Consider the following 22225-nt stretch of genomic DNA (forward strand, 5'->3'; position numbering starts at 1 on the left):
TTCTCGTGGCTATCCGCGTCCTACTGGTCGACGACCAGCCGCTGCTGCGTACCGGTTTCCGGATGATTCTGGAGGCGGAGCAGGACATCGCGGTCGTCGGTGAGGCCGGGGACGGCCTCCAGGCCCTGGACCAGGTGCGGGCGTTGCAGCCCGACGTGGTGCTGATGGACATCCGGATGCCGCGGATGGACGGGGTCGAGGCGACGCGGCAGATCACGGGTCCGGGCCGGGACGGGCCGGCGAAGGTTCTGGTGCTGACGACGTTCGACCTGGACGAGTACGTGGTGGAGGCGCTGCGCGCCGGCGCCAGCGGCTTCCTGCTGAAGGACGCGCCGGCCAACGAGCTGGTGCAGGCGATCCGGGTGGTGGCGGCGGGCGAGGCGATGCTCGCGCCCTCGATCACGCGTCGTCTGCTGGACAAGTACTCGGCGCATCTGCCCTCGGGTGACGAGCAGGTGCCGGACACGCTGAACACCCTGACCGAGCGTGAGGTCGAGGTGCTGAAGCTGGTGGCGCGCGGCCTGTCGAACGCGGAGATCGCGGCGGACCTGTTCGTCAGCGAGACGACGGTGAAGACCCACGTCGGCCACGTGCTGACGAAGCTGAGGCTGCGCGACCGGGTCCAGGCGGCGGTGTACGCGTACGAGAGCGGTCTGGTGCGCCCCGGGGCGCAGTAGGCCCGGCGTGCTCGAAGCGAAGGTACGGGAAGGGGCCCGGTTCGCGTGTCGCGCGCCGGGCCCCTTCCCGTGGGGCGGTTGCGGGTGGCGGCCCGCCGGCCCGGGTCCGTCAGCCCTTCTTGAGCTCCCAGAAGCGGAAGACGGTCGAGGCGTCGAGGGTCCACTCCAGGCCGGTGACACCGTCCTTGGCGACGGCGTACTGCTTGCCCTGCCAGAGCGGAAGCAGCGGAAGCTCCTCGGCGACGAGGTCCTGGAGCTTGCCGAAGTCCTCCTCGGTGCTCGCGCGGTCGGCGGCGGCCGAGGTCTTCGGCAGCAGGCTGCCCGTGATGGTGGCGTTGGCGTAGTTGTTGCCGAGGACGTTGCCCTCGCCGAAGAACGGGGCGGTGAAGTTGTCGGCGTCGGGGTAGTCCGGAACCCAGCCCTTGACGTACACGCCGTACTTGCCGGCCGCGATGTCCTTCTCGTACTGCTCGAACTCGACCGACTTGACCTCGGCGTCGAACAGACCGCTGGTGTTGAGCTGTTCGGCTATCGCCTTCAGCTCCTGGTCGGTGGCCGGGCCGTAACGGCTGGGCGTGGACCAGAGGGTGAGCTTCACCTTGTCGGTGATCCCGGCCTTGCGGAGCGCCTTCTTGGCCTTGGCGGCGTCGGGGCGGTCGCCGTAGGTGTCGATGAACGCGGTGTTGTGGCCCGGGACGCCCGCCGGGACGATCGAGTACAGCGGCGTGGCGGTCGACTTGTAGACATGCTGGACGAGCGCCTCGCGGTCCACGAGGTGGGCGATGGCCTGGCGCACGCCGAGCTTGCCGACGACGGGGTCCTTGACGTTGAAGACGAGGTGCTGGACCTCGGCGCTGGTGCCCTGGACGACGTCGACGCCCTTGTCGTCGGTGTCGGCGGAGGTTTCGAGGGCGGCGATGTCGTCGGCGGCGAGGCCTCGGTAGGCGATGTCGATGTCGTCGCTCGCCAGCGCCTTGGAGAGGGCGGCGCGGTCACCGCGGTACAGCTTGAGGGTGACGCCGCCGTTCTGCGGCTGGGCGTGGCCCTTGTACTCCGTGTTGACCGAGAAGACGGCCTCGCTCGCGCTGAGGGACTCCAGCTTGTACGGGCCGGAGCCGACCGCCTTGCCGTCGGTGCGCAGCGCGCCGTCGGCGTACTCGCGGTGGTCGACGATCGAGCCGGCACCCGAGGCGATCTTGCTGGGGAAGGTGGCGTCGGGGGTCTTCAGCCGGAAGACGACGGTCCGGTCGTCGGGGGTCTCGATGGACTTGATGGAGGACAGCAGCGGCGCCGGGCCGGACGGGTCGGCGATCTTCAGCGCGCGGTCGAAGGAGAACTTGACGTCCTTGGAGGTCAGCGGGTTCCCGTTGGAGAACTTCAGCCCCTCGCGCAGGGTGCAGCGGTAGACCTTGCTGCCGCCTTCGAAGTCGCACTTCTCGGCGGCTTCCGGCTGGGGCTCGGTGGTGCCCTTGGGGAAGCTGAGCAGGGACTGGAAGACGTTGTTGAACAGCAGCCAGGAGCCGGGGTCGTAGCCGGCGGCCGGGTCGGTGCTGAGGACCTCGTCGGACATGCCGACGCGGACGTTGCCTCCGGAGCCCGTGGTACCGCCGCCCTGCTGGCTGCCGCAGCCGCTGAGCAGTGCGGCGGACAGGCCCGCGGCGAGGGGTGCCGTCAGCCACTTGTTGTGCTTCACAGAACGTGCCTCTTGATCTCTTGCCAGACCGGTCGCGCGCGGGTGCGCGACCGGTGGAGCCGAACTGGTTGAGGGGTCAGGCGCTCCCGCGACCGAGCTCCCACAGGAGCAGGTCGGAGGAGGTGTTCAGCGCCCATTCGACGCCGGTCACGTCGTCGCGAGCGGCGACGTACTGCTTGCCCTGCCAGAGCGGCAGGACGGGAACGTCCTGGGCGACGATCTTCTGGATCTGTCCGAAGACGGGACCGGCGGCGGTGCGGTCGGCCGAGCGGCGCGACCGCGGGATCAGCTGGTCCCGTACCGAGGCGTTGACGTAGGGGGTGTTGAGGAAGTTGTCCGCGTCGAGGAAGGGGGCGACGTAGTTGTCCGGGTCGGGGAAGTCGGGGAACCAGCCGAGGCCGTAGACGGGGAAGTCGCCGCGCTTCTGCGCGGGGCGGAAGGTGGACCACTCGCTGCCCTTGACGGTGACGTCGAAGAGGCCGGTGGCGTTGAGCTGGTCGCGCAGCGCCTCGAACTCCTGCTTCGTACCGGTGCCGTAGTGGTCGGTGGTGTAGTTCAGGGTGAGGGCGACGGGGGCGGTGATGTCGGCCTTGCGCAGGATGTCGGCCGCGCGGCTCTTGCTGGGCTCGCCGTAGGCGTCGAAGAAGGCCGTGGAGTGGCCGGTGATGCTGGAGGGGATCAGCGAGTAGAGCGGCTGGGCGGTGGGGCCGTAGACGGCGTTGACGATCGCGCCCCGGTCGACGACGGCGGCGATGGCCTGCCGGACGGCCTTGTCCTTGACGGAGGGGGCCTCGGTGTCGAAGGCGAGGTAGCGGATCTCCAGGCCGGGGACCTCGGTGAGGTCGATGCCGTCCTTGGGCTTCTCCGTGAGCGTCTTGATCTGTTCGAGCGACATGGCGCGGGTCATCATGTCGATGTCGCGCTTGTCCAGGGCCTCGCCCATGGACCGCGCGTCGGCGAAGGAGCGCAGCTCGACCTTGTCGTTGCGCAGCTTGATGTCGCCCTTGTACGAGGGGTTCTTGGTGAAGACGGCCTTGACGAAGCGGTCGCCCTCGCGCTCGGTCTTCATCGTGTACGGGCCGGAGCCGTCGACGTCGAAGCCCTCGCGCAGCTTCTTGCCGTCGTACTTGTCCTTGCTGAGGATGCCGGCGACCGGGGTGGAGAGCTTGTACGGGAAGGTCGCGTCGGGCGTCTTGAGGTGGAAGACGACCTCGCGTTCGCCGTTGGTCTCGACGGCGTCGACGTTGGCGAGGAGGGCGGCGGTCCCGTTGTCGGACTTGATGGCGAGGACGCGCTCGACGGAGAACTTGACGTCGGCGGCGGTCAGGGGCGTGCCGTCGGCGAAGGTCAGTCCTTCACGGAGCGTGCAGCGGTAGCGCTCGCTGGCCCGGTCGCTGAAGGAGCAGCTCTCGGCGGCCTCGGGGACGGGCTCACCGCCGCCGCGGGGCACGTGCATCAGGGTCTGCACGGTCTGCCGGAGGATGTTCCAGGTGCCGGTGTCGTAGGCGAAGGCCGGGTCGAGGGGTGCGGGGGCGTCGCTGGTGGCGACGAACTGGTCCGTGGTGCCCACGACGATGGCTCTCGACTCGTCCGCACCGCCGCACGCGGTGAGCAGGGGGGCGAGCAGGCCGGCGATGGCCGGCAGGGCCAGGGTCTTGCGGTGCATCAGGGACTTTCTCCTCATCCGGCACTGGGATACAGCGGTGTACGGACACTCCGCCGCGTCCGCCCGGTCAGGGCGTGGCGATCGGGCCGGGATGGTGAGCGATCGGTCCTGTGTTCACGGCGACTTGGGTGAGCGCCGGTGCACGCGGAAGCTGCGGCGTTGTTCTCGCGAAAGGTTAGTGCGAGACGCCGTGACGGCGGACCGCGGTGGGTCCGCCGTGGATGCGGATAGTGATCATGAATACGGGGGGCTCGATAGTCATGCGCGGGAATGATTCAGCAGGGAAGGCGCGAATCGGGACAGATGCCGGCCCTCAATCCCGGCCTTACGGACATCGGGCGCGAGGTGGCCGACCACGGTCCGGCACGCTGCGTGACGAAGGTCACGCGCGCGTGCCGTTCCGCGGACGGCCGGTCACATGGTCACGGTCCGCTGATCAGCGTGCGCAGGAAGGGCACGTCCACGTCCTCCAGGGAGCGGACCACGACCCGCCCCGGGGAGGGGGCGATCGGGGCCACGGAGGGCACGGCGACCACGCGGCAGCCGGCGGCCTCGGCCGCCGCCACGCCCGTCGCGGTGTCCTCGATGACCGCGCACAGCGCCGGTTCGGCGCCGACGCCGCTCGCCGCCGTCAGATACGGCTCGGGGTGCGGCTTGGTGCGCACCACCTCGTCGCCGGCCACGGTGAGCGTGAAGCGGTCGCGGCCCAGGGAGGCGAGGACCCGGTCGATGATGCGGCGGTGCGAGGCGGAGACCAGGGCGGTCGGGATGTTGTGCAGGGCCAGCTCGGCGAGGAGCCGCTCGGCGCCCGGCATCAGCGGCACGCCCCGGCCGATGCGCTGCTCGAACTTCTCGTTGAGCAGCACGGTGAGCTCGGCGAGGGTGATGTCGGCGCCGGTGGCCTCGATGAGGTAGCCCGCGCTGCGGGTCATGGGCCCGCCCACGACGACGTCGCGCCAGGACTCGTCCAGCCGGTGTCCGAGATCGGCGAAGACCTCGACCTCCGCGTCCCACCAGAAACCCTCGGTGTCGACCAGGGTGCCGTCCATGTCGAGGAAGACCGCCTGCAGCGCGGAGCTTCCGTTGGCGTGGAACAGGGACGTGGGGACCGTACTGGTCATCCGGCACACCTCCATGGAGGGACGAGAAGGCCGGTCTCCCTCCCCGGTACGGGGTGGGGCGACCGGCCTGCACTGGACCGACCAGTGTACGTCCCGAGCACGCGAGGTGCGCTGATTTGCTCCCGGGGCGGGTGTTACCGCGCGTTGAAATACTTCGCCTCGGGGTGGTGGATCACGATGGCGTCCGTGGACTGCTCGGGGTGGAGCTGGTACTCCTCCGAGAGATGGACGCCGATCCGCTCCGGCTGGAGGAGATCCGCGATCTTCGCCCGGTCCTCCAGGTCGGGGCAGGCGCCGTAGCCGAGCGAGAAGCGCGCGCCCCGGTACTTGAGGGCGAACATGTCCTCGACGTCGGCCGGGTCCTCGCCCGCGAAGCCCAGCTCGGCGCGGACGCGGGCGTGCCAGTACTCGGCCAGGGCCTCGGCGAGCTGCACGGACAGGCCGTGGAGCTCCAGGTACTCGCGGTAGGAGTCGGACTCGAACAGCTTGGCCGTGGCCTCGCCGATCCTGGAGCCGACGGTGACGACCTGGAGGCCGACGACATCGGTCTCGCCGGACTCCTCCGGGCGGAAGAAGTCCGCGAGGCAGAGGCGGCGGCCACGGCGCTGACGCGGGAAGGTGAAACGGGTCCGCTCGTTGCCGGCCTCGTCGAGGATGAGCAGGTCGTCGCCCTTGGAGACGCACGGGAAGTAGCCGTGGACCACGGCGGCCTCGAGGAGGTTCTCGGTGTGCAGCTTGTCCAGCAGACCGCGCAGCCGGGGCCGGCCCTCGGTCTCGACCAGCTCCTCGTACGTCGGACCGCCCGCGCGGGCCTGCTTGAGCCCCCACTGGCCCTTGAACAGGGCGCCTTCGTCCAGCCAGGACGCGTAGTCCTTCAGCGGGATGCCCTTGACGACGCGGGTGCCCCAGAACGGCGGGGTGGGGACCGGGTTGTCGACGGCGACGTCGGACCGGCCGCCCGGCTCCGGCTCTTCCACCTGGAGGGCCGGCGTGTCCCGCTTGGCGACCCGGCGCTGCTTGAGCTCGGGCAGGACGGCCCCGGGGACACCGCGCTTGACGGCGATGAGCGCGTCCATCAGCCGCAGGCCCTCGAAGGCGTCGCGGGCGTAGCGGACCTCGCCCTGGTAGATCTCGTGCAGGTCCTGCTCGACGTAGGCCCGCGTGAGCGCGGCCCCGCCGAGGATCACGGGGTACTTGGCGGCCAGCTCGCGCTGGTTGAGCTCCTCCAGGTTCTCCTTCATGATCACCGTGGACTTGACCAGCAGGCCGGACATGCCGATGACGTCGGCGCGGTGCTCCTCGGCGGCCTCCAGGATCGCGGAGACCGGCTGCTTGATGCCGAGGTTGACGACGTTGTAGCCGTTGTTGGACAGGATGATGTCGACGAGGTTCTTGCCGATGTCGTGGACGTCTCCGCGCACGGTGGCGAGGACGATCGTGCCCTTGCCCTCGGCGTCCGACTTCTCCATGTGCGGTTCGAGGTAGGCGACGGCCGTCTTCATGACCTCGGCGGACTGGAGCACGAACGGCAGCTGCATCTGGCCGGAGCCGAAGAGCTCGCCGACGACCTTCATGCCGTCGAGCAGGGTCTCGTTGACGATGTCCAGGGCGGGGCGCTCCTGGAGGGCTTCGTCGAGGTCGGCCTCCAGGCCGTTCTTCTCGCCGTCGATGATGCGGCGCTTGAGGCGCTCCTCCAGCGGCAGGGCGAGGAGCTCCTCGGCCTTGCCGGCCTTCAGGGACTTGGTGGTGGCGCCTTCGAAGAGCGCCATCAGCTTCTGCAGCGGGTCGTAGCCCTCGGAGCGCCGGTCGTAGATCAGGTCGAGGGCGGTGGTGACCTGCTCCTCGTCGAACCGGGCGATCGGCAGGATCTTGGAGGCGTGCACGATCGCCGAGTCGAGGCCCGCCTTGACGCACTCGTCCAGGAAGACCGAGTTCAGCAGGATGCGGGCGGCCGGGTTGAGGCCGAAGGAGATGTTGGACAGGCCCAGCGTGGTCTGGACGTCCGGGTGGCGCCGCTTGAGTTCACGGATGGCCTCGATGGTGGCGATGCCGTCCTTGCGGGACTCCTCCTGCCCGGTGCAGATGGTGAAGGTGAGCGTGTCGATGAGGATGTCCGACTCGTGGATGCCCCAGTTGCCGGTCAGGTCGTCGATGAGCCGCTCGGCGATGGCCACCTTGTTCTCGACGGTGCGGGCCTGGCCCTCCTCGTCGATGGTGAGCGCGATGAGCGCGGCGCCGTGCTCCTGGGCCAGCCGGGTGACCTTCGCGAACCGCGACTCCGGTCCGTCGCCGTCCTCGTAGTTGACCGAGTTGATGACGGCGCGGCCACCGAGCTTCTCCAGGCCCGCCTTGATGACGTCGACCTCGGTGGAGTCGAGGACGATCGGCAGCGTGGAGGCGGTGGCGAAGCGGCCGGCGAGCTCCTCCATGTCGGCGACGCCGTCGCGGCCGACGTAGTCGACGCAGAGGTCGAGCATGTGCGCGCCCTCGCGGATCTGGTCGCGGGCCATCTCGACGCAGTCGTCCCAGCGGCCCTCCAGCATGGCCTCGCGGAACTTCTTGGAGCCGTTGGCGTTGGTGCGCTCACCGATCGCCATGTACGAGGTGTCCTGGCGGAACGGGACCGTCTGGTAGAGCGAGGCGGCGCCCGGCTCGGGGCGCGGGTCGCGGACCGTCGGCGTGAGGCCGCGGACCCGCTCCACGACCTGGCGCAGGTGCTCGGGGGTCGTACCGCAGCAGCCGCCGATCAGGGAGAGCCCGTACTCGCGGACGAAGGTCTCCTGGGCGTCGGCGAGCTCGGCGGCGGAGAGCGGGTAGTGCGCGCCGTTCTTGCCGAGGACGGGCAGGCCGGCGTTGGGCATGCAGGACAGCGGGATACGGGAGTGGCGGGCCAGGTAGCGCAGGTGCTCGCTCATCTCGGCCGGGCCGGTGGCGCAGTTCAGGCCGATCATGTCGATGCCGAGCGGCTCCAGCGCGGTCAGCGCGGCGCCGATCTCGGAGCCGAGGAGCATGGTGCCGGTGGTCTCGACGGTGACGGAGACGATGAGCGGCACGTCGATGCCGAGGGACTCCAGCGCGCGGCGGGCGCCGATGACGGACGCCTTGGTCTGGAGGAGGTCCTGGGTGGTCTCGACGAGCAGCGCGTCGGCGCCGCCGGCGAGCATGCCCTCGGCGTTCTGCTGGTAGGCGTCGCGCAGGAGGGTGTACGGGGCGTGGCCCAGGGTGGGCAGCTTGGTGCCGGGGCCCATGGAGCCGAGCACCCAGCGCTGCTGTCCGGTGGAGGCGGTGAACTCGTCGGCGACCTCGCGGGCGATCCGGGCGCCGGACTCGGAGAGCTCGTACACCCGCTCGGGGATGTCGTACTCCCCCAGTGCCGCGTGGTTCGCACCGAAGGTGTTGGTCTCGACGCAGTCGACCCCCGCGGCGAAGTACTCCTGGTGCACCGAGCGGACGATGTCGGGCCGCGTCACGTTGAGGATCTCGTTGCAGCCTTCGAGGTTCTGGAAGTCCTCGAGGCTGGGGTCCTGAGCCTGGAGCATGGTGCCCATGGCTCCGTCGGCCACGACCACACGGGTCGCGAGCGCCTCGCGGAGTGCGGCGGCGCGGGTCCGGCTGTCAACGGAAGGGGTCGGCGACGAGGCCATGGATGAGCTCCCTGGGATGCGACGGCTGTCGGCTTTGCACGCTCGGTGGAGGGTGCACGGGGCCAGCGTAACCGCGTGGGTGCCGGGGTGGACATCGCGTTCCAGTGGGCGGACGGCATCCTGTTCTCCGGGGGCTCCCGGTCGGGCCCGTTCATGGCCGACACTGTGTAGGTAACGCGCGGTCGGCATCGACCGATAGTGTTCAGCATTGTCGAACACCATGATCCAAGCGATCCTGTCCTCAGGATCCACGGGAGAACCAGGGTCGTGGGCTCAGGGACAGGGAGAAGGGGCCGGGCGATGGCGAAGAACATCCAGTCGCTTGAACGAGCGGCGGCGATGCTGCGACTGCTCGCGGGCGGCGAGCGCCGGCTCGGCCTCTCCGACATCGCCTCGTCCCTGGGTCTGGCCAAGGGCACGGCCCACGGCATCCTGCGCACCTTGCAGGCCGAGGGGTTCGTGGAGCAGGAGGCGGCCTCGGGCCGCTACCAGCTGGGCGCGGAGCTGCTGCGCCTGGGCAACAGCTATCTGGACGTGCACGAGCTGCGCGCGCGGGCGCTGGTCTGGACGGACGACCTGGCGCGCTCCAGCGGCGAGAGCGTCCACCTGGGGGTGCTGCACCAGCAGGGCGTGCTGATCGTGCACCACGTCTTCCGGCCGGACGACAGCCGGCAGGTCCTGGAGGTGGGCGCCATGCAGCCGCTGCACTCCACGGCCCTGGGCAAGGTGCTGTCGGCGTACGACCCGGTGGCGCACAGCGAGGTCCTGGAGGTGCCGCGCGAGGGCTTCACCCCCCGTACGGTCACCGATCTGACGGAGTTCGAGGCGCTCCTCGACATGACGCGGGCCCGGGGCTGGGCGGCGGACGTGGAGGAGACCTGGGAGGGCGTGGCCTCGGTGGCGGCGCCGATCCACGACCGGCGCCGGATGCCCGTGGGCGCGGTGGCCATCACGGGCGCGGTGGAGCGGGTCTGCGACGGTGGCGAGCTGCGCCCGGGGCTGGTGGCGGCGGTCCGGGACTGCGCCCGCGCCGTCTCCCGCGACCTGGGCGCCGGGCGCTTCTGACCCCCGCGCCAGCTGCGCTTCGCCGCTCTCACGACCCGTCGGTAACGATCCCGTTATCGGCGGGTTTTTCGTTACCGCAGCCCTTGACGCGCTGTTAACCGGAGGGCAAAACTTCCGTGCATCGGTCGGCATTGTCGAACACCTACCGGCAATACGCGCTAGAGTGTGGCAGTGCCAAGGGCCGGCAACGCCCTCATAGGAGGGCGCGGACCACCGGAGGGACCCGGGGTTCGCCTTCCCCTGGACGAAGGACAAAGGAGTCGCGGGTGTCCAGCTCCGACATCTTCATCGGCGAGATCATTGGTACCGCCGTACTCATTCTGCTCGGCGGTGGCGTTGTCGCCGCCGTGGTGCTCAAGCGCTCGAAGGCTCAGAACGCCGGGTGGCTCGCCATCACCTTCGGGTGGGGCTTCGCGGTCATGACTGCCGTGTACATGACGGGTACCCTCTCGGGCGCCCACCTGAACCCCGCCGTCACGGTGGGCATCGCGATCAAGGACGGGGACTGGAGCAACGTTCCGGTCTACTTCGCCGGCCAGCTGCTCGGCGCCATGCTCGGCGCCTTCCTGGTCTGGGTCGCGTACTACGGACAGTTCCAGGCTCACCTCACGGACCCGGAGATCATCTCCGCGCCTCCGCACGAGGAGGGCATGGTCGACCAGAAGGCCGCCCCGAACGCCGGTCCGGTGCTCGGCGTCTTCTCCACCGGACCCGAGGTCCGGGTGGTCTGGCAGAACCTGGCCACGGAGATCATCGGCACGGTCGTGCTGGTCCTGGCGGTGCTCACGCAGGGCCTCAACGACAGCGGCAAGGGTCTCGGCGTCATCGGCGCCCTGATCACCGCGTTCGTCGTGGTCTCCATCGGCCTCTCGCTCGGTGGCCCGACCGGCTACGCCATCAACCCGGCCCGTGACCTCGGTCCGCGCATCGTGCACGCCCTGCTCCCGCTGCCGAACAAGGGCGGCTCCGACTGGAGCTACGCCTGGATCCCGGTCGTCGGCCCCCTGGTGGGCGGCGCCATCGCCGCGGGTATCTACAACATCGCGTTCGCCTGAGCCGTCCTTCTTCCAGACTTCCCTTGGAGCACATCGTGACCGACGCACACACCGCCGGCCCGTTCATCGCCGCCATCGACCAGGGCACCACCTCCTCCCGCTGCATCGTCTTCGACACGGACGGCCGGATCGTCTCCGTCGACCAGAAGGAGCACGAGCAGATCTTCCCGAAGCCGGGCTGGGTCGAGCACGACGCCGCCGAGATCTGGACCAACGTCCAGGAAGTGGTCGCCGCCGCGATCTCCAAGGCCGGTATCACCTCCGCCGACGTCAAGGCCGTCGGCATCACCAACCAGCGCGAGACCACGCTGCTGTGGGACAAGAACACCGGTGAGCCCGTCCACAACGCCCTCGTCTGGCAGGACACCCGCACCGACGCCCTCTGCAAGGAGCTCGGCCGCAACGTCGGCCAGGACCGCTTCCGCCGCGAGACCGGCCTCCCCCTCGCCTCGTACTTCTCCGGCCCGAAGGTCCGCTGGCTGCTCGACAACGTCGAGGGCCTGCGCGAGCGCGCCGAGCGCGGCGACATCCTCTTCGGCACGATGGACTCCTGGCTCATCTGGAACCTCACCGGCGGTGTCGAGGGCGGCCACCACGTCACCGACGTCACCAACGCCTCGCGCACCATGCTGATGAACCTGCACACCATGGGCTGGGACGAGAAGATCCTGCAGTCCATGGAGATCCCGGCCGCCGTGCTGCCGGAGATCCGCTCCTCCGCCGAGGTGTACGGCACCGTCAAGGGCGGCGTCCTGAACGGCGTCCCGGTCGCCTCCGCGCTCGGCGACCAGCAGGCCGCCCTGTTCGGCCAGACCTGCTTCGCCGAGGGCGAGGCCAAGTCCACGTACGGCACCGGAACGTTCATGCTGATGAACACCGGCGACAAGATCATCAACTCCTACAGCGGGCTGCTGACGACCGTCGGCTACCAGATCGGCGACTCGAAGCCGGTCTACGCCCTGGAGGGCTCGATCGCCGTCACCGGTTCGCTGGTGCAGTGGATGCGCGACCAGATGGGCCTGATCAAGTCCGCCGCCGAGATCGAGACCCTCGCGTCCTCGGTCGAGGACAACGGCGGCACCTACTTCGTGCCGGCCTTCTCCGGTCTGTTCGCCCCGTACTGGCGCTCCGACGCCCGCGGTGTGATCGCCGGCCTCACCCGGTACGTCACCAAGGCGCACATCGCCCGCGCCGTCCTGGAGGCCACCGCCTGGCAGACCCGCGAGATCACCGACGCCATGACGAAGGACTCCGGCGTCGAGCTGACCGCGCTCAAGGTCGACGGCGGCATGACCTCCAACAACCTGCTGATGCAGACCCTCTCGGACTTCCTCGACGCGCCGGTCGTGCGCCCGATGGTCGCCGAGACCACCTGCCTCGGTGCCGCCTACGCCGCCGGCCTGGCCGTCGGCTTCTGGCCCGACACCGACGCCCTGCGCGCCAACTGGCGCCGCGCGGCGGAATGGACCCCTCGCATGGACGCCGAGAAGCGTGAGAGCGAGTACAAGAGCTGGCTCAAGGCCGTCGAGCGGACCATGGGCTGGATCGAGGACGAGGAGTAGATCGACATGACCACCCTGCAGAGCGTCCCTGCCCTGGGGACGCGACCGGCCGCCGGTTCCCTGCCGAGCCGCGCCGAGACCCGGGAACAGCTTTCCAAGGCGACGTACGACCTCCTGGTGATCGGCGGCGGCATCCTGGGCATCTCCACCGCCTGGCACGCCGCGCAGTCGGGCCTGCGGGTGGCCCTGGTGGACGCCGGCGACTTCGCCGGCGCCACCTCCTCCGCCTCCTCCAAGCTGCTCCACGGCGGCCTGCGCTACCTGCAGACCGGCGCGGTGAAGCTGGTGGCGGAGAACCACTTCGAGCGGCGTGCGGTCTCCCGCCAGGTGGCACCGCACCTCGCCAACCCGCTCACCTTCTACCTGCCCGTCTACAAGGGCGGCCCGCACGGCGCGGCCAAGCTCGGCGCCGGTGTCTTCGCGTACTCCGCGCTGTCCGCCTTCGGTGACGGCGTCGGCCACCTGCTCAGCCCGGCCAAGGCCGCGCAGGACGTGCCGGAGCTGCGGACGGACAACCTGAAGGCCGTGGCCGTGTACGGCGACGACCAGATGAACGACGCCCGCATGGCGCTGATGACGGTACGCGCCGCGGTCGACGCCGGCGCCGTCGTCCTCAACCACGCCGAGGTCACCGGCCTTCGCTTCACCCGCGGCCGGGTCACGGGCGCGGAGCTGAAGGACCGTACGAGCGGTGAGGAGTTCGGCGTCACCGCCCGACTGGTGCTGAACGCGACCGGCCCGTGGGTCGACCACCTGCGGAAGATGGAGGACCCGAACGCGGCGCCCTCCATCCGGCTCTCCAAGGGCGCGCACCTGGTGCTGAAGCGGACCTCGCCGTGGAAGGCCGCGCTCGCGACCCCGATCGACAAGTACCGCATCACCTTCGCCCTCCCCTGGGAGGACATGCTGCTGCTCGGCACGACCGACGAGGAGTACGAGGGCGATCCCGGCCAGGTCGAGGTGACCGAGAAGGACACCGCGCAGATCCTCGACGAGGCCGCGTTCTCCATCCGCGACCAGCAGCTCTCGCGCGACCTGATCACGTACGCCTTCGCCGGTCTGCGGGTGCTGCCGGGTGGCCCCGGCGACACCTCCAAGGCCAAGCGCGAGACGGTCGTCACCGAGGGCCGCGGCGGCATGCTGTCGGTGGCCGGCGGCAAGTGGACGACGTTCCGTCACATCGGCCGTACGGTCATGAAGAAGCTGGAGTCCCTGCCGGGCCACCCGCTGGGCGAGGACTACGAGTCCGTCTCGACGCTGCCGAAGCGGCTCCCGCTGCCCGGCATCGCCAACCCGAACGCGGTCGCGCACCGGCTGCTCGTCGACGGACCGGCGCCCGGCCCGCGGATGGCCGCCGACACGGCCAAGCACCTGGCGACGCACTACGGTTCACTCGCCTTCGACATCGCGCGGATGGCGAACGAGAACCCGGCGCTCGCCGAGCGCGTCCACCCGGACGCCCCGGAGATCTGGGCGCAGGTCGCCTACGCCCGCGACCACGAGTGGGCCGAGACGGCGGACGACGTGCTGCGCCGCCGTACGACGCTGACGATACGGGGCCTGGCCACGGACGAGGTCCGCGGCAAGGTCGACGACATGCTGCGCCGGTGACGTGCTGATGGTGTGAGGTAAGGGGCGGTCTCCCTGGGAGGCCGCCCCTTACGCGTCTGCCCGATGCCCGTGTGCCGAGGGCCGTTCCTGGGTAGTCGATCAAGGCCGCGCATGGCGCTCGGTGGTGCACGAGGGCTGCTGACGGGTCCCTGGAAAGCCGTAAGGTTGGTCCGTGCGACAGGTACGACAGGAACGTCGAAAAGGAGGCACTGGGTGATCGAGCTCGAGGGGGTTCCCGAGCTGATCGACCCGGTCATGGTGGCTGCGTTCGAGGGCTGGAACGACGCCGGCGACGCCGCCTCCACCGCGGTCGCCCATCTGGACCGGGAATGGAAGGGCGAGGTGTTCGCGGCGCTCGACGCCGAGGACTACTACGACTTCCAGGTCAACCGGCCCACGGTGTGGCTGGACAACGGGGTCCGGAAGATCACCTGGCCGACGACCAGGCTCTCCGTGGTCCGGGTCGGCGGCGAGAAGCCGCGCGACCTGGTGCTGGTGCGCGGGATCGAGCCGTCGATGCGCTGGCGCTCGTTCTGCAACGAGATCCTGGGCTTCGCCCATGAGCTGGGCGTGGAGATGGTGGTGATCCTGGGCGCGCTGCTCGGCGACACCCCGCACACCCGGCCGGTCCCGGTCAGCGGGGTCACCTCCGACCCCGACCTGGCGCGGACGATGGACCTGGAGGAGACCCGCTACGAAGGCCCCACGGGCATCGTCGGCATCCTCCAGGAGGCCTGCACGCACGCGGGCGTCCCCGCCGTCAGCCTCTGGGCCGCCGTGCCGCACTACGTCTCGCAGCCGCCGAACCCCAAGGCGACCCTGGCGCTCCTGAACCGCCTGGAGGATCTGATCGACCTGCGCATCCCGCTGGGCGAACTGCCCGAGGACGCGCGGGCCTGGCAGCTGGGTGTGGACCAACTGGCCTCCGAGGACAGCGAGGTGGCGGAGTACGTCCAGACGCTGGAGGAGGCGCGGGACACGGCGGAGCTGCCGGAGGCCTCGGGCGAGGCCATCGCCCGGGAGTTCGAGCGCTATCTGCGGCGGCGCGACGGCGGCCCCGGGCCCGCTCAGGGACCCGGGATCGCCACGGAGGGCGGTGACACCTCGTACCTGCGGGAGACCGGCGGGGGCCGGACCCGGCCGCCGAAGCCGGAGCAACCGGGCCCGGAGTCAGCACCGGAGGCCGCGGACGCTCCGGAGACTCCGGAAGCGCCCGAGACGCCCGAGGCATCGCAGGGCGACGACGACGGTTCGGCGGGCGGCGACGCCGAGGCGGGTGGCGACGCCGAGAAGTGAGCCGTACGGAGAAGGGGGCCGCACCGGGATCGGTGCGGCCCCCTTCCGTCTGCTCCGGCAGCCGGTCAGGCGCAGGTGAAGCGGGCTGCCGCCCAGTCCCCGTGGTCGCCGCTCTTGGAGCCGTTGGTGTCGGTGATCCGCAGCCGGACGTGGCGGGCGCCGCCGACGTCCACCTGGACGGGGAGCGTCGCCGAGGCGCCCGTCAGCTTCGGTGAGGTCCACAGGACCTTGCCGTCGGCCTCGACGGAGAACGCCACCTCCCCATAGCCGTTGATCTCGTCGTCGATACCGACGTCGGCCGTGAACGCGGTGCAGCGGCCGCCGAGGTAGAGCTCGATGTCGGAGTCGGCGTGGGCGCCGATGCCCTTCTCGTACGTGGTGCCGGCCAGGGTCAGCGTCCGGCCGTCGTTCGCGCCCGACTCGCCGTTGGACCGGTCGCGTTCGGGCGGCCCCCAGCCGTTGGTGGACGTCAGCCAGGTGAGGTCGCTCGCCCAGACGTCCGTGGACGGCGGCTCGGGCATCACCCCGACGGCGAAGCGCTGGACGGCGGTACGGTCCTGGTGCGCGGCGCGGTGGCGGACGGTCGCGGTGAGCCTGGCCTCGCCCGGCTCGGCGTCCTTGGCCGGGGTGACGGAGACCTCGACCCGCCGCGTGGTGCCGGCCGGGATCCGCCCGATCGGCGCGGCCGGGGTGACCTGCCAGCCGGCGGGTGCGGTGAGCGACACCTCGACGCCGGTGGCGTCCCTGGTGCCCGCCGTCACGTCGACGGCGACGGTGCCGGGCACGCCCGCGCCCAGCTCCTGTCCGGCCGGGACGGCGGCCGTGGCGGCGGCGCCCGGGACGGCTCCGCCGACGGCGCTGGTGTCCTCCAGTTCGAGGGTGAAGGCACGGTCGGTGCGCTGGGCGGCGGTCTTGACCTTCACCACTCCCCCGCGGTCGTCCCGGTCGTACCACCAGCCCTGCGCGGCGGCCTCGTAGGCGGCCTTGGAGGCGAGACGGGGCAGCGCCCGCCCGCCGAGGGCGACCTGGCTCGGGGCGTCGCCGGTGTGGGCGGTGAACTGGTACGGCCTGGCGGTGGACTTGCCCGCGAAGGAGCCCTTGCTCGCGCCGATCCGCACCGTCACGTCGCCCGCCCCGCGCCGCGGCGCGTGGACCTCGGCGGTCTGGGTGGCGTACTGGCCGGTGCGGTGGGCGCGGGTGACGCCGTCGTCCTCGTACAGCTCGAAGGACGAGCTGCCCTGCGGGTAGATGTCCCAGGCGAGCGGCGAGTCCGGGGTGCGGTCGGTGTACGACCGGATGCCGCCGGGCCACATGGGGACGGTGGCGCCGGCCCGGACGAAGAGCGGCAGGGTGTCGAGCGGGGCGCTGTAGTCGTCGACGGTGACCGGACCTTCGTAGGTGCGACCGCTCCAGTAGTCGATCCAGGTGCCCTTGGGGAGGTAGATCCCGTCGCGTTCGACGGCGTCCTGGTAGACGGGGGCGACGAGGAAGTCCTCGCCGCTGAGGAACTCGTACTTGGCCGACTCGCTCGCGGCCTTCGGGTCGTCCGGGTACTCCAGGACCAGTGGCCGGGCGAGGCCGACTCCGGTCGTGGTGGCGCGGTGGGCGTGCGAGTAGATGTAGGGCAGCAGTGCCTCGTGGAGCTTCAGGTAGTCGCGGTTGATCGAGGTGTACGGCTCGCCGTGGCGGAAGGGCTGCTTGTCGTTGGCGGCCCAGCCGTCCATCGTCATGGTGACGGGCAGGAACATCTTCCACTGCAGGTCACGGGTGTACGTCTTGGCGCTGCCGCCGAAGATGCCGTCGACATCGCCGGTGGTGTAGGCGAGTCCGGACATCGATGCGCCCGCGTACGTGGGGATCTGCCAGCGGATGTACTCCCAGGTGCCCGCCTGGTCGCCGGACCACTGGACGCCGCAGGCCTGCGCGCCGGACCAGCTCTCGGGGGCCCAGGTGAAGCCGCGGGCGTCGCTGTGCGCCTCGATGCCGGAGTAGGCGTCCTTGCACCCGTCGAGGGCGAACTTGTAGCCCGCGCCGACCCAGGCCACGTCGAGCTTGGCGACCCGCTGGCCGGCCTTGACCTGATCGGCGAGCTTGTCGAGGCCGTCCTCGGTCCACAGGCCGAGCTGCATGCCGCGCTGCTGGAGTCCCTGCGCCGTCTCGGCGAGGTTCTCGTAGCCGCAGCCGTAGCCGTCGTTGACGAGCATCCAGCCGTTGGGCATGTCGTTCTGGACGTAGCCGTCGGCGACCTTGAGGGAGTCCAGGGTGTGGCGCTCGCCCCGGTTGGCGTTGTGGAGGTAGCAGTCGGCGTCGCCGATCTCCAGGCCGTAGAGGGGCGGCAGGAACGGTTTGCCGGTCAGGTTCGTGTACTGGCCGATGACGTCCTTGAGCGCGTCGGAGCCGGAGCCGGTGAAGTAGTAGGCGTCGAAGCGCTGTTCGTGGGCGCTGGTGGTGACGGGCTCGCCGAAGGCGTAGGTGTTCGGGGCGTAGGTGTTGCGGTAGACGCCGTATCCGGCCGAGGAGAGGTAGAACGGCACGGAGTTGGGGTGCCCGCCGTCGTTCCAGTTGTAGTCGACGCCGACCTCGACGGTCTTGCCCCGGTGCGAGGTGTTGCCGCGTCCGTTCTGCATGCCGGCGCCGTAGAACTGCTCGTCGGCGCCGCGCGCCAGCGTCTGGGTGGTGCGGTCCTTGCTCCAGCTGAGACCGGTGGTCTCGGACCAGAGCGGGGTGCCGTCGGCGCGCAGGGCGGCGAAGCGGAGCGGCGCCTTGTAGGCGCGCAGGGTCACCTTCGCGGTGGTGAGTTCGTAGCGGTCACCGCGGTCGTGCCAGCGGGTCGGGGGCGGGGTGCCCTGCGGGCGGACGATGTCCTGTCCGGTGGGGTCGGTGAACCGTCCGTCGGGGGCGAGTTCGATACGGAAGGTCTCGTCGGTGACGAAGCTGACGCGGGCCTGGGCGGTGCCGGCGGTCAGCCGGTACACGGCCCCGTCGGCCTCGAAGCCGGTGACATCCCCGACGGTGGTCGGTGAGGGCTCGGCGGACTGGGCGCTGCCAGGCCCCGCGAACACCGCGAGGAGCCCGAGCATGGCGCCGGCGAATGCAGCCTTCATGCGCAATGTTGATTGCATGGACGCTGTTTAGCGCAGGAACAAGCACCGGTGCCAGGACAAAACGGAACCGCCCTCGGACTTCGTGAGAAGCCCAAGGGCGGTTGTCCGCACGGAAGTTGTACGGGTGGGGCTAGAGGGCCACTCCGAGCAGGGCGTCCACGGCACGGGAGACGAGACCGGGCGCGGACTCGTCCGTACCGCCCTCGGCGTGCTGCCGCTCGGCCCACCGGTCGACCGCGGCGAGCGCGGCCGGCGCGTCGAGGTCGTCGGCGAGCGCCGCGCGGACCTCCTCGACGAGCGCGTCGGCGGAGGGGCCGTCGGGGCGGGAGACGGCGGCGCGCCACCGGTCCAGACGCTCCACGGCGTCCTGGAGGACCTGGTCGGTCCACTCCCAGTCGGCGCGGTAGTGGTGCGAGAGGAGCGAGAGGCGGATGGCGGCCGGGTCGACGCCCTGGCGGCGGAGCGCCGAGACGAAGACCAGGTTGCCCTTGGACTTGGACATCTTCTCGCCGTCCAGGGCGACCAGGCCGGCGTGCACGTACGCCTTGGCCATGGGGAACTCGCCGGTCAGCGTCTGGGCGTGGGAGGCGCCCATCTCGTGGTGCGGGAAGATCAGGTCGGAGCCGCCGCCCTGGACGTCGAAGCCCATGCCCAGGTGGTCGAGGGCGATGGCGACGCACTCGATGTGCCAGCCGGGGCGTCCGGGGCCGAGGCTGCCGCCCTCCCAGCTCGGCTCGCCCTCACGGGCGGCCATCCACAGCATCGGGTCGAGCGGGTTCTTCTTGCCCGGGCGGTCCGGGTCGCCACCGCGCTCGGCGGAGAGGTGGCGCATCAGCTCGGTGTCGTAGTTCGACACCTGACCGAAGTGCGGGTCGGCCTCGACGGAGAAGTAGATGTCCCCGTCGAGTTCGTAGGCCGCGCCGGAGTCCCGCAGCCGCTCGACGAGCGGCACGATGCCCGGTATGGCCTCGACCGCGCCGATGTAGTGCTGCGGCGGCAGCATCCGCAGGGCGGTCATGTCCTCGCGGAAGAGGGCGGTCTCGCGCTCGGCGAGGCCGACCCAGTCGACGCCGTCACGGATCGCCCGCTCCAGGAGCGGATCGTCGACGTCGGTGACGTTCTGGACGTAGTGGACCTGCCGCTTGGTGTCGAGCCACACGCGCTGAACGAGGTCGAACGCGTTGTAGGTCGCCGCGTGACCCATGTGGGTCGCGTCGTACGGCGTGATGCCGCAGACGTAGATACGGGCGACGGGGCCGGGGGCGAGGGTCACTCGTCCGCCGGTCGCGGTGTCGTGGATCCGGAGGTCGCGGCCCTTGCCGGGCAGGGCGGGGACCTCAGAAGCGGGCCAGGCATGCATGACCTGAGCGTAACCGGACACTCGTTCCGGATACGAACCGGATGCGGGATCTTGGCCGACGAGGCGCTCTTGCAGCTCGCGGCCGTTCGTGCATACCCCCTGGGGGGTACGGCCCCCGGCTCGCGGTTGGCCGGATTCGATCGGTCCGAACGCGGACCGGGCAGCCAAAGCGGGTCGCCTGGGGTCAGACCGGCGGCCAGGGGATCGCCGGCCACTGCCCGGAGGGCTCCGGGTGGCGGCCGGTGGTGCGCAGGGCGGTGACACGTCCGCGCAGGGCGTCCACCTCGGCGGGGGTGAGCAGCTCGGCCAGTCGGGTGCTGAGCGGGGTGCCGGGGGCCAGGAAGGCGTCGAGCCGGTCCAGGACGTCGGAGGCCTCGGCGGGCAGCTCCTCACCGGCCCAGCCCCACAGCAGGGTGCGCAGCTTGTCGTCCACGTGGAAGGTCACCCCGTGGTCGATGCCGTAGAGACGTCCGTCCGGGGCGGGCAGCAGGTGCCCGCCCTTGCGGTCGCCGTTGTTGATGACGGCGTCCAGGACGGCGAGCCGGCGCAGTTCGGGGCGGTCGGCGTGGACGAGGAGGGCGCTGCGGTCCTCGCCCACCTGGGCGGGCCCGACGGCCTTCCAGCCCTCCCCCGCCTCCTCGTCCTCGGTGAGGGCGAGCAGGCTCGCCCCGGGGTCGGCGTCGATCCACAGCTGGACCATGCCCTCGCCGTACGGGCCGTCCCGAAGCACGGTGGGCGGGACGAGCCCCCAGCCGGTGGCCTCGGAAAGCTCGTAGGCCGCGACCTCCCGCTGGGCGAGGGTCCCGTCGGGGAAGTCCCAGAGGGGCCGCTCGCCGGCGACGGGCTTGTAGACGCAGTCGGCCTCGACGCCGTCGAGGGAGACGGAGCAGACGAGCACCGCGTTGGACGCCTCGCGCACCTGACCGCGCACGGTCAGCTCGCCCTTGGCGAGCAGGTCGACGACCGCCCGGTTGTCGGAACCGCTCATGCTCCGCGCCGGTATCCGTTCTGGCGGGGGCACACATGGCCCTCGGGGTCGAGCGGCAGGCTGCACAGCGGGCACGGCGGGCGACCGGCGTTGACGACGTCGAGAGCGCGCTTGGCGAAGGCCCTGGCCTGCGCTCCGGTGAGGCGGACGCGCAGCATCGGCGGCCCGTTCTCCTCGTCCTGGAGCAGCCGCTCCTCGGCGGCGGCGAGGTCCTCCTCGGACTCGGCGTCGAGCTCGACGAGCGCCTGCGCCTCGACGATCATGCGCTGCTCCTCGCCGTCCCAGGCGAGCGCCATGGTGCCGACCCGGAACTCCTCCTCCACGGGGACGTCCAGCGGCGCGGTGTCGGCCACGTCGGCGGGGGCGACGGCCGGGACGGGGGCGTTGCCGCCGGTGCGGCGGACGACCTCGTCCAGGAGTTCGTCGATGCGTTCGGCGAGCGCGGCGACCTGGGTCTTCTCCAGGGCCACGCTGGTGACCCGGCCGGCCGCGGACGCCTGCAGGAAGAACGTACGGCGGCCAGGCAGCCCGACCGTGCCGGCCACGAAACGGTCCGGTGGGTCGTAGAGGAACACCTGACGGGACACGTCCCTGACTCCCTTGGGTCTCGGCAGTGATGGAGGCCCGCGCTACAGCGGCCCGTCCACCCTACTGCGCGGATGGATCACGGTGCGCCCGCACCGCCCCCGACCTCGGCCGCCCCGTTCGGATCCGTGGCCTCCTTGGGGGCGAGAGCGGCGAAGTCGCCGGTGTCGCCGAGGCGTACGAGGAAGGGACGCATCCGGGTGTAGCGGATGACGGTGAGGGAACAGGGGTCGACATGGATGCGCTGGAAGAGGTCGAGATGCATGCCCAGGGCGTCGGCGACGATCGACTTGATGATGTCGCCGTGGGAGCACATGGCATAGACGGCGTCCTCGCCGTGCTCGGCCTCCACGCGCGCGTTCCAGTCCCGTACGGCGTCGACGGCCCGTGCCTGCATGGCGCGCATCGACTCGCCGCCGGGGAAGGCGGCGGCGGAGGCGTGGGCCTGGACGACCTGCATGAGGGGCTCGTCGGCCAGTTCGGCGAGCTTGCGGCCGGACCAGTCGCCGTAGTCGCACTCGCTGATCCGCTCCTCGGTGTGGAGCGGCAGTCCGGGCCGTGCGTCGAGGAGGGGCCTCAGGGTCTCGCGGCAGCGCTGGAGCGGACTGGTGACGACGGCGGCGAGCGGCACTCCGGCCAGTCGCCCGGGCAGCGCGGCGGCCTGCGCGAGCCCGCGCTCGTCGAGGGCGACCCCGGGCAGCCGCCCGGCGAGGACACCCGAGGTGTTGGCGGTGGAGCGTCCGTGCCGGACGAGAATCAGCGTGGCCATGGCGGCAAGGGTAGGCGTACCCACGCGCG

15 protein-coding genes are annotated in these 22225 nt (G+C 70.8%); 6 read left to right on the forward strand and 9 right to left on the reverse strand.

Annotated elements, in window-relative coordinates; all coding sequences use genetic code 11:
- Positions 1-5 precede the first annotated feature (5 nt).
- Positions 6-677, forward strand: coding sequence for a response regulator (locus ACWF79_RS20180; protein WP_453729467.1), 672 nt, complete (start codon positions 6-8; stop codon positions 675-677).
- A 109-nt stretch (positions 678-786) separates the two neighbouring features.
- Here ACWF79_RS20180 and ACWF79_RS20185 read toward each other — a convergent pair whose 3' ends face one another.
- The 4 genes from ACWF79_RS20185 to metH form a co-directional block, all read right to left on the reverse strand.
- Positions 787-2370, reverse strand: a complete 1584-nt coding sequence (locus tag ACWF79_RS20185; RefSeq protein ID WP_453729468.1) for an ABC transporter substrate-binding protein — start codon at positions 2368-2370, stop codon at positions 787-789.
- A 76-nt stretch (positions 2371-2446) separates the two neighbouring features.
- Complete coding sequence (locus tag ACWF79_RS20190) at positions 2447-4036, reverse strand: ABC transporter substrate-binding protein (protein WP_453729469.1); 1590 nt, start codon at positions 4034-4036, stop codon at positions 2447-2449.
- Positions 4037-4458: 422 nt separating this feature from the next.
- Entirely contained in the window at positions 4459-5157 is a 699-nt protein-coding gene (locus tag ACWF79_RS20195) for an HAD family hydrolase (protein ID WP_453729470.1), read from the reverse strand.
- Between the two features lie 134 nt (positions 5158-5291).
- Positions 5292-8801: a methionine synthase gene (gene metH / locus ACWF79_RS20200; protein WP_453729471.1), complete on the reverse strand. Its 3510-nt coding sequence runs from the start codon at positions 8799-8801 to the stop codon at positions 5292-5294.
- Between the two features lie 300 nt (positions 8802-9101).
- On the opposite strand from metH, the gene ACWF79_RS20205 reads away from it, so the two are divergent.
- The 5 genes from ACWF79_RS20205 to ACWF79_RS20225 all read left to right on the forward strand — a co-directional run bounded on the left by ACWF79_RS20205 (position 9102) and on the right by ACWF79_RS20225 (position 15390).
- On the forward strand, positions 9102-9866 hold the full coding sequence (locus ACWF79_RS20205; RefSeq protein WP_453729472.1) for an IclR family transcriptional regulator: 765 nt from the start codon (positions 9102-9104) through the stop codon (positions 9864-9866).
- A 266-nt stretch (positions 9867-10132) separates the two neighbouring features.
- On the forward strand, positions 10133-10921 hold the full coding sequence (locus ACWF79_RS20210; protein ID WP_453729473.1) for an MIP/aquaporin family protein: 789 nt from the start codon (positions 10133-10135) through the stop codon (positions 10919-10921).
- A 35-nt stretch (positions 10922-10956) separates the two neighbouring features.
- Positions 10957-12483: a glycerol kinase GlpK gene (glpK, locus tag ACWF79_RS20215; RefSeq protein ID WP_453729474.1), complete on the forward strand. Its 1527-nt coding sequence runs from the start codon at positions 10957-10959 to the stop codon at positions 12481-12483.
- 6 nt (positions 12484-12489) lie between these two features.
- Positions 12490-14094: an FAD-dependent oxidoreductase gene (locus ACWF79_RS20220; protein WP_453729475.1), complete on the forward strand. Its 1605-nt coding sequence runs from the start codon at positions 12490-12492 to the stop codon at positions 14092-14094.
- A gap of 213 nt (positions 14095-14307) precedes the next feature.
- Positions 14308-15390: a PAC2 family protein gene (locus ACWF79_RS20225; protein WP_453729476.1), complete on the forward strand. Its 1083-nt coding sequence runs from the start codon at positions 14308-14310 to the stop codon at positions 15388-15390.
- A gap of 65 nt (positions 15391-15455) precedes the next feature.
- Here ACWF79_RS20225 and ACWF79_RS20230 read toward each other — a convergent pair whose 3' ends face one another.
- The 5 genes from ACWF79_RS20230 to ACWF79_RS20250 all read right to left on the reverse strand — a co-directional run bounded on the left by ACWF79_RS20230 (position 15456) and on the right by ACWF79_RS20250 (position 22196).
- Complete coding sequence (locus tag ACWF79_RS20230; RefSeq protein ID WP_453729477.1) at positions 15456-18494, reverse strand: NPCBM/NEW2 domain-containing protein; 3039 nt, start codon at positions 18492-18494, stop codon at positions 15456-15458.
- A 130-nt stretch (positions 18495-18624) separates the two neighbouring features.
- Positions 18625-19854, reverse strand: a complete 1230-nt coding sequence (gene mshC, locus ACWF79_RS20235; protein WP_453729478.1) for a cysteine--1-D-myo-inosityl 2-amino-2-deoxy-alpha-D-glucopyranoside ligase — start codon at positions 19852-19854, stop codon at positions 18625-18627.
- 184 nt (positions 19855-20038) lie between these two features.
- Positions 20039-20875 carry an SCO1664 family protein gene (locus ACWF79_RS20240; protein WP_453729479.1) on the reverse strand — a complete coding sequence of 279 codons (837 nt, stop codon included), beginning with the start codon at positions 20873-20875 and terminating at the stop codon, positions 20039-20041.
- Positions 20839-21429: a DUF3090 domain-containing protein gene (locus tag ACWF79_RS20245; protein ID WP_453729480.1), complete on the reverse strand. Its 591-nt coding sequence runs from the start codon at positions 21427-21429 to the stop codon at positions 20839-20841. Before ACWF79_RS20245 ends, ACWF79_RS20240 begins: the two co-directional genes overlap by 37 nt.
- Positions 21430-21506: 77 nt before the next feature.
- Positions 21507-22196 (reverse strand): histidine phosphatase family protein, encoded by a 690-nt coding sequence (locus ACWF79_RS20250; RefSeq protein WP_453729481.1) that lies wholly within the window; start codon positions 22194-22196, stop codon positions 21507-21509.
- Positions 22197-22225: the final 29 nt, after the last annotated feature.

Source organism: Streptomyces sp. NPDC054975, assembly GCF_053609105.1.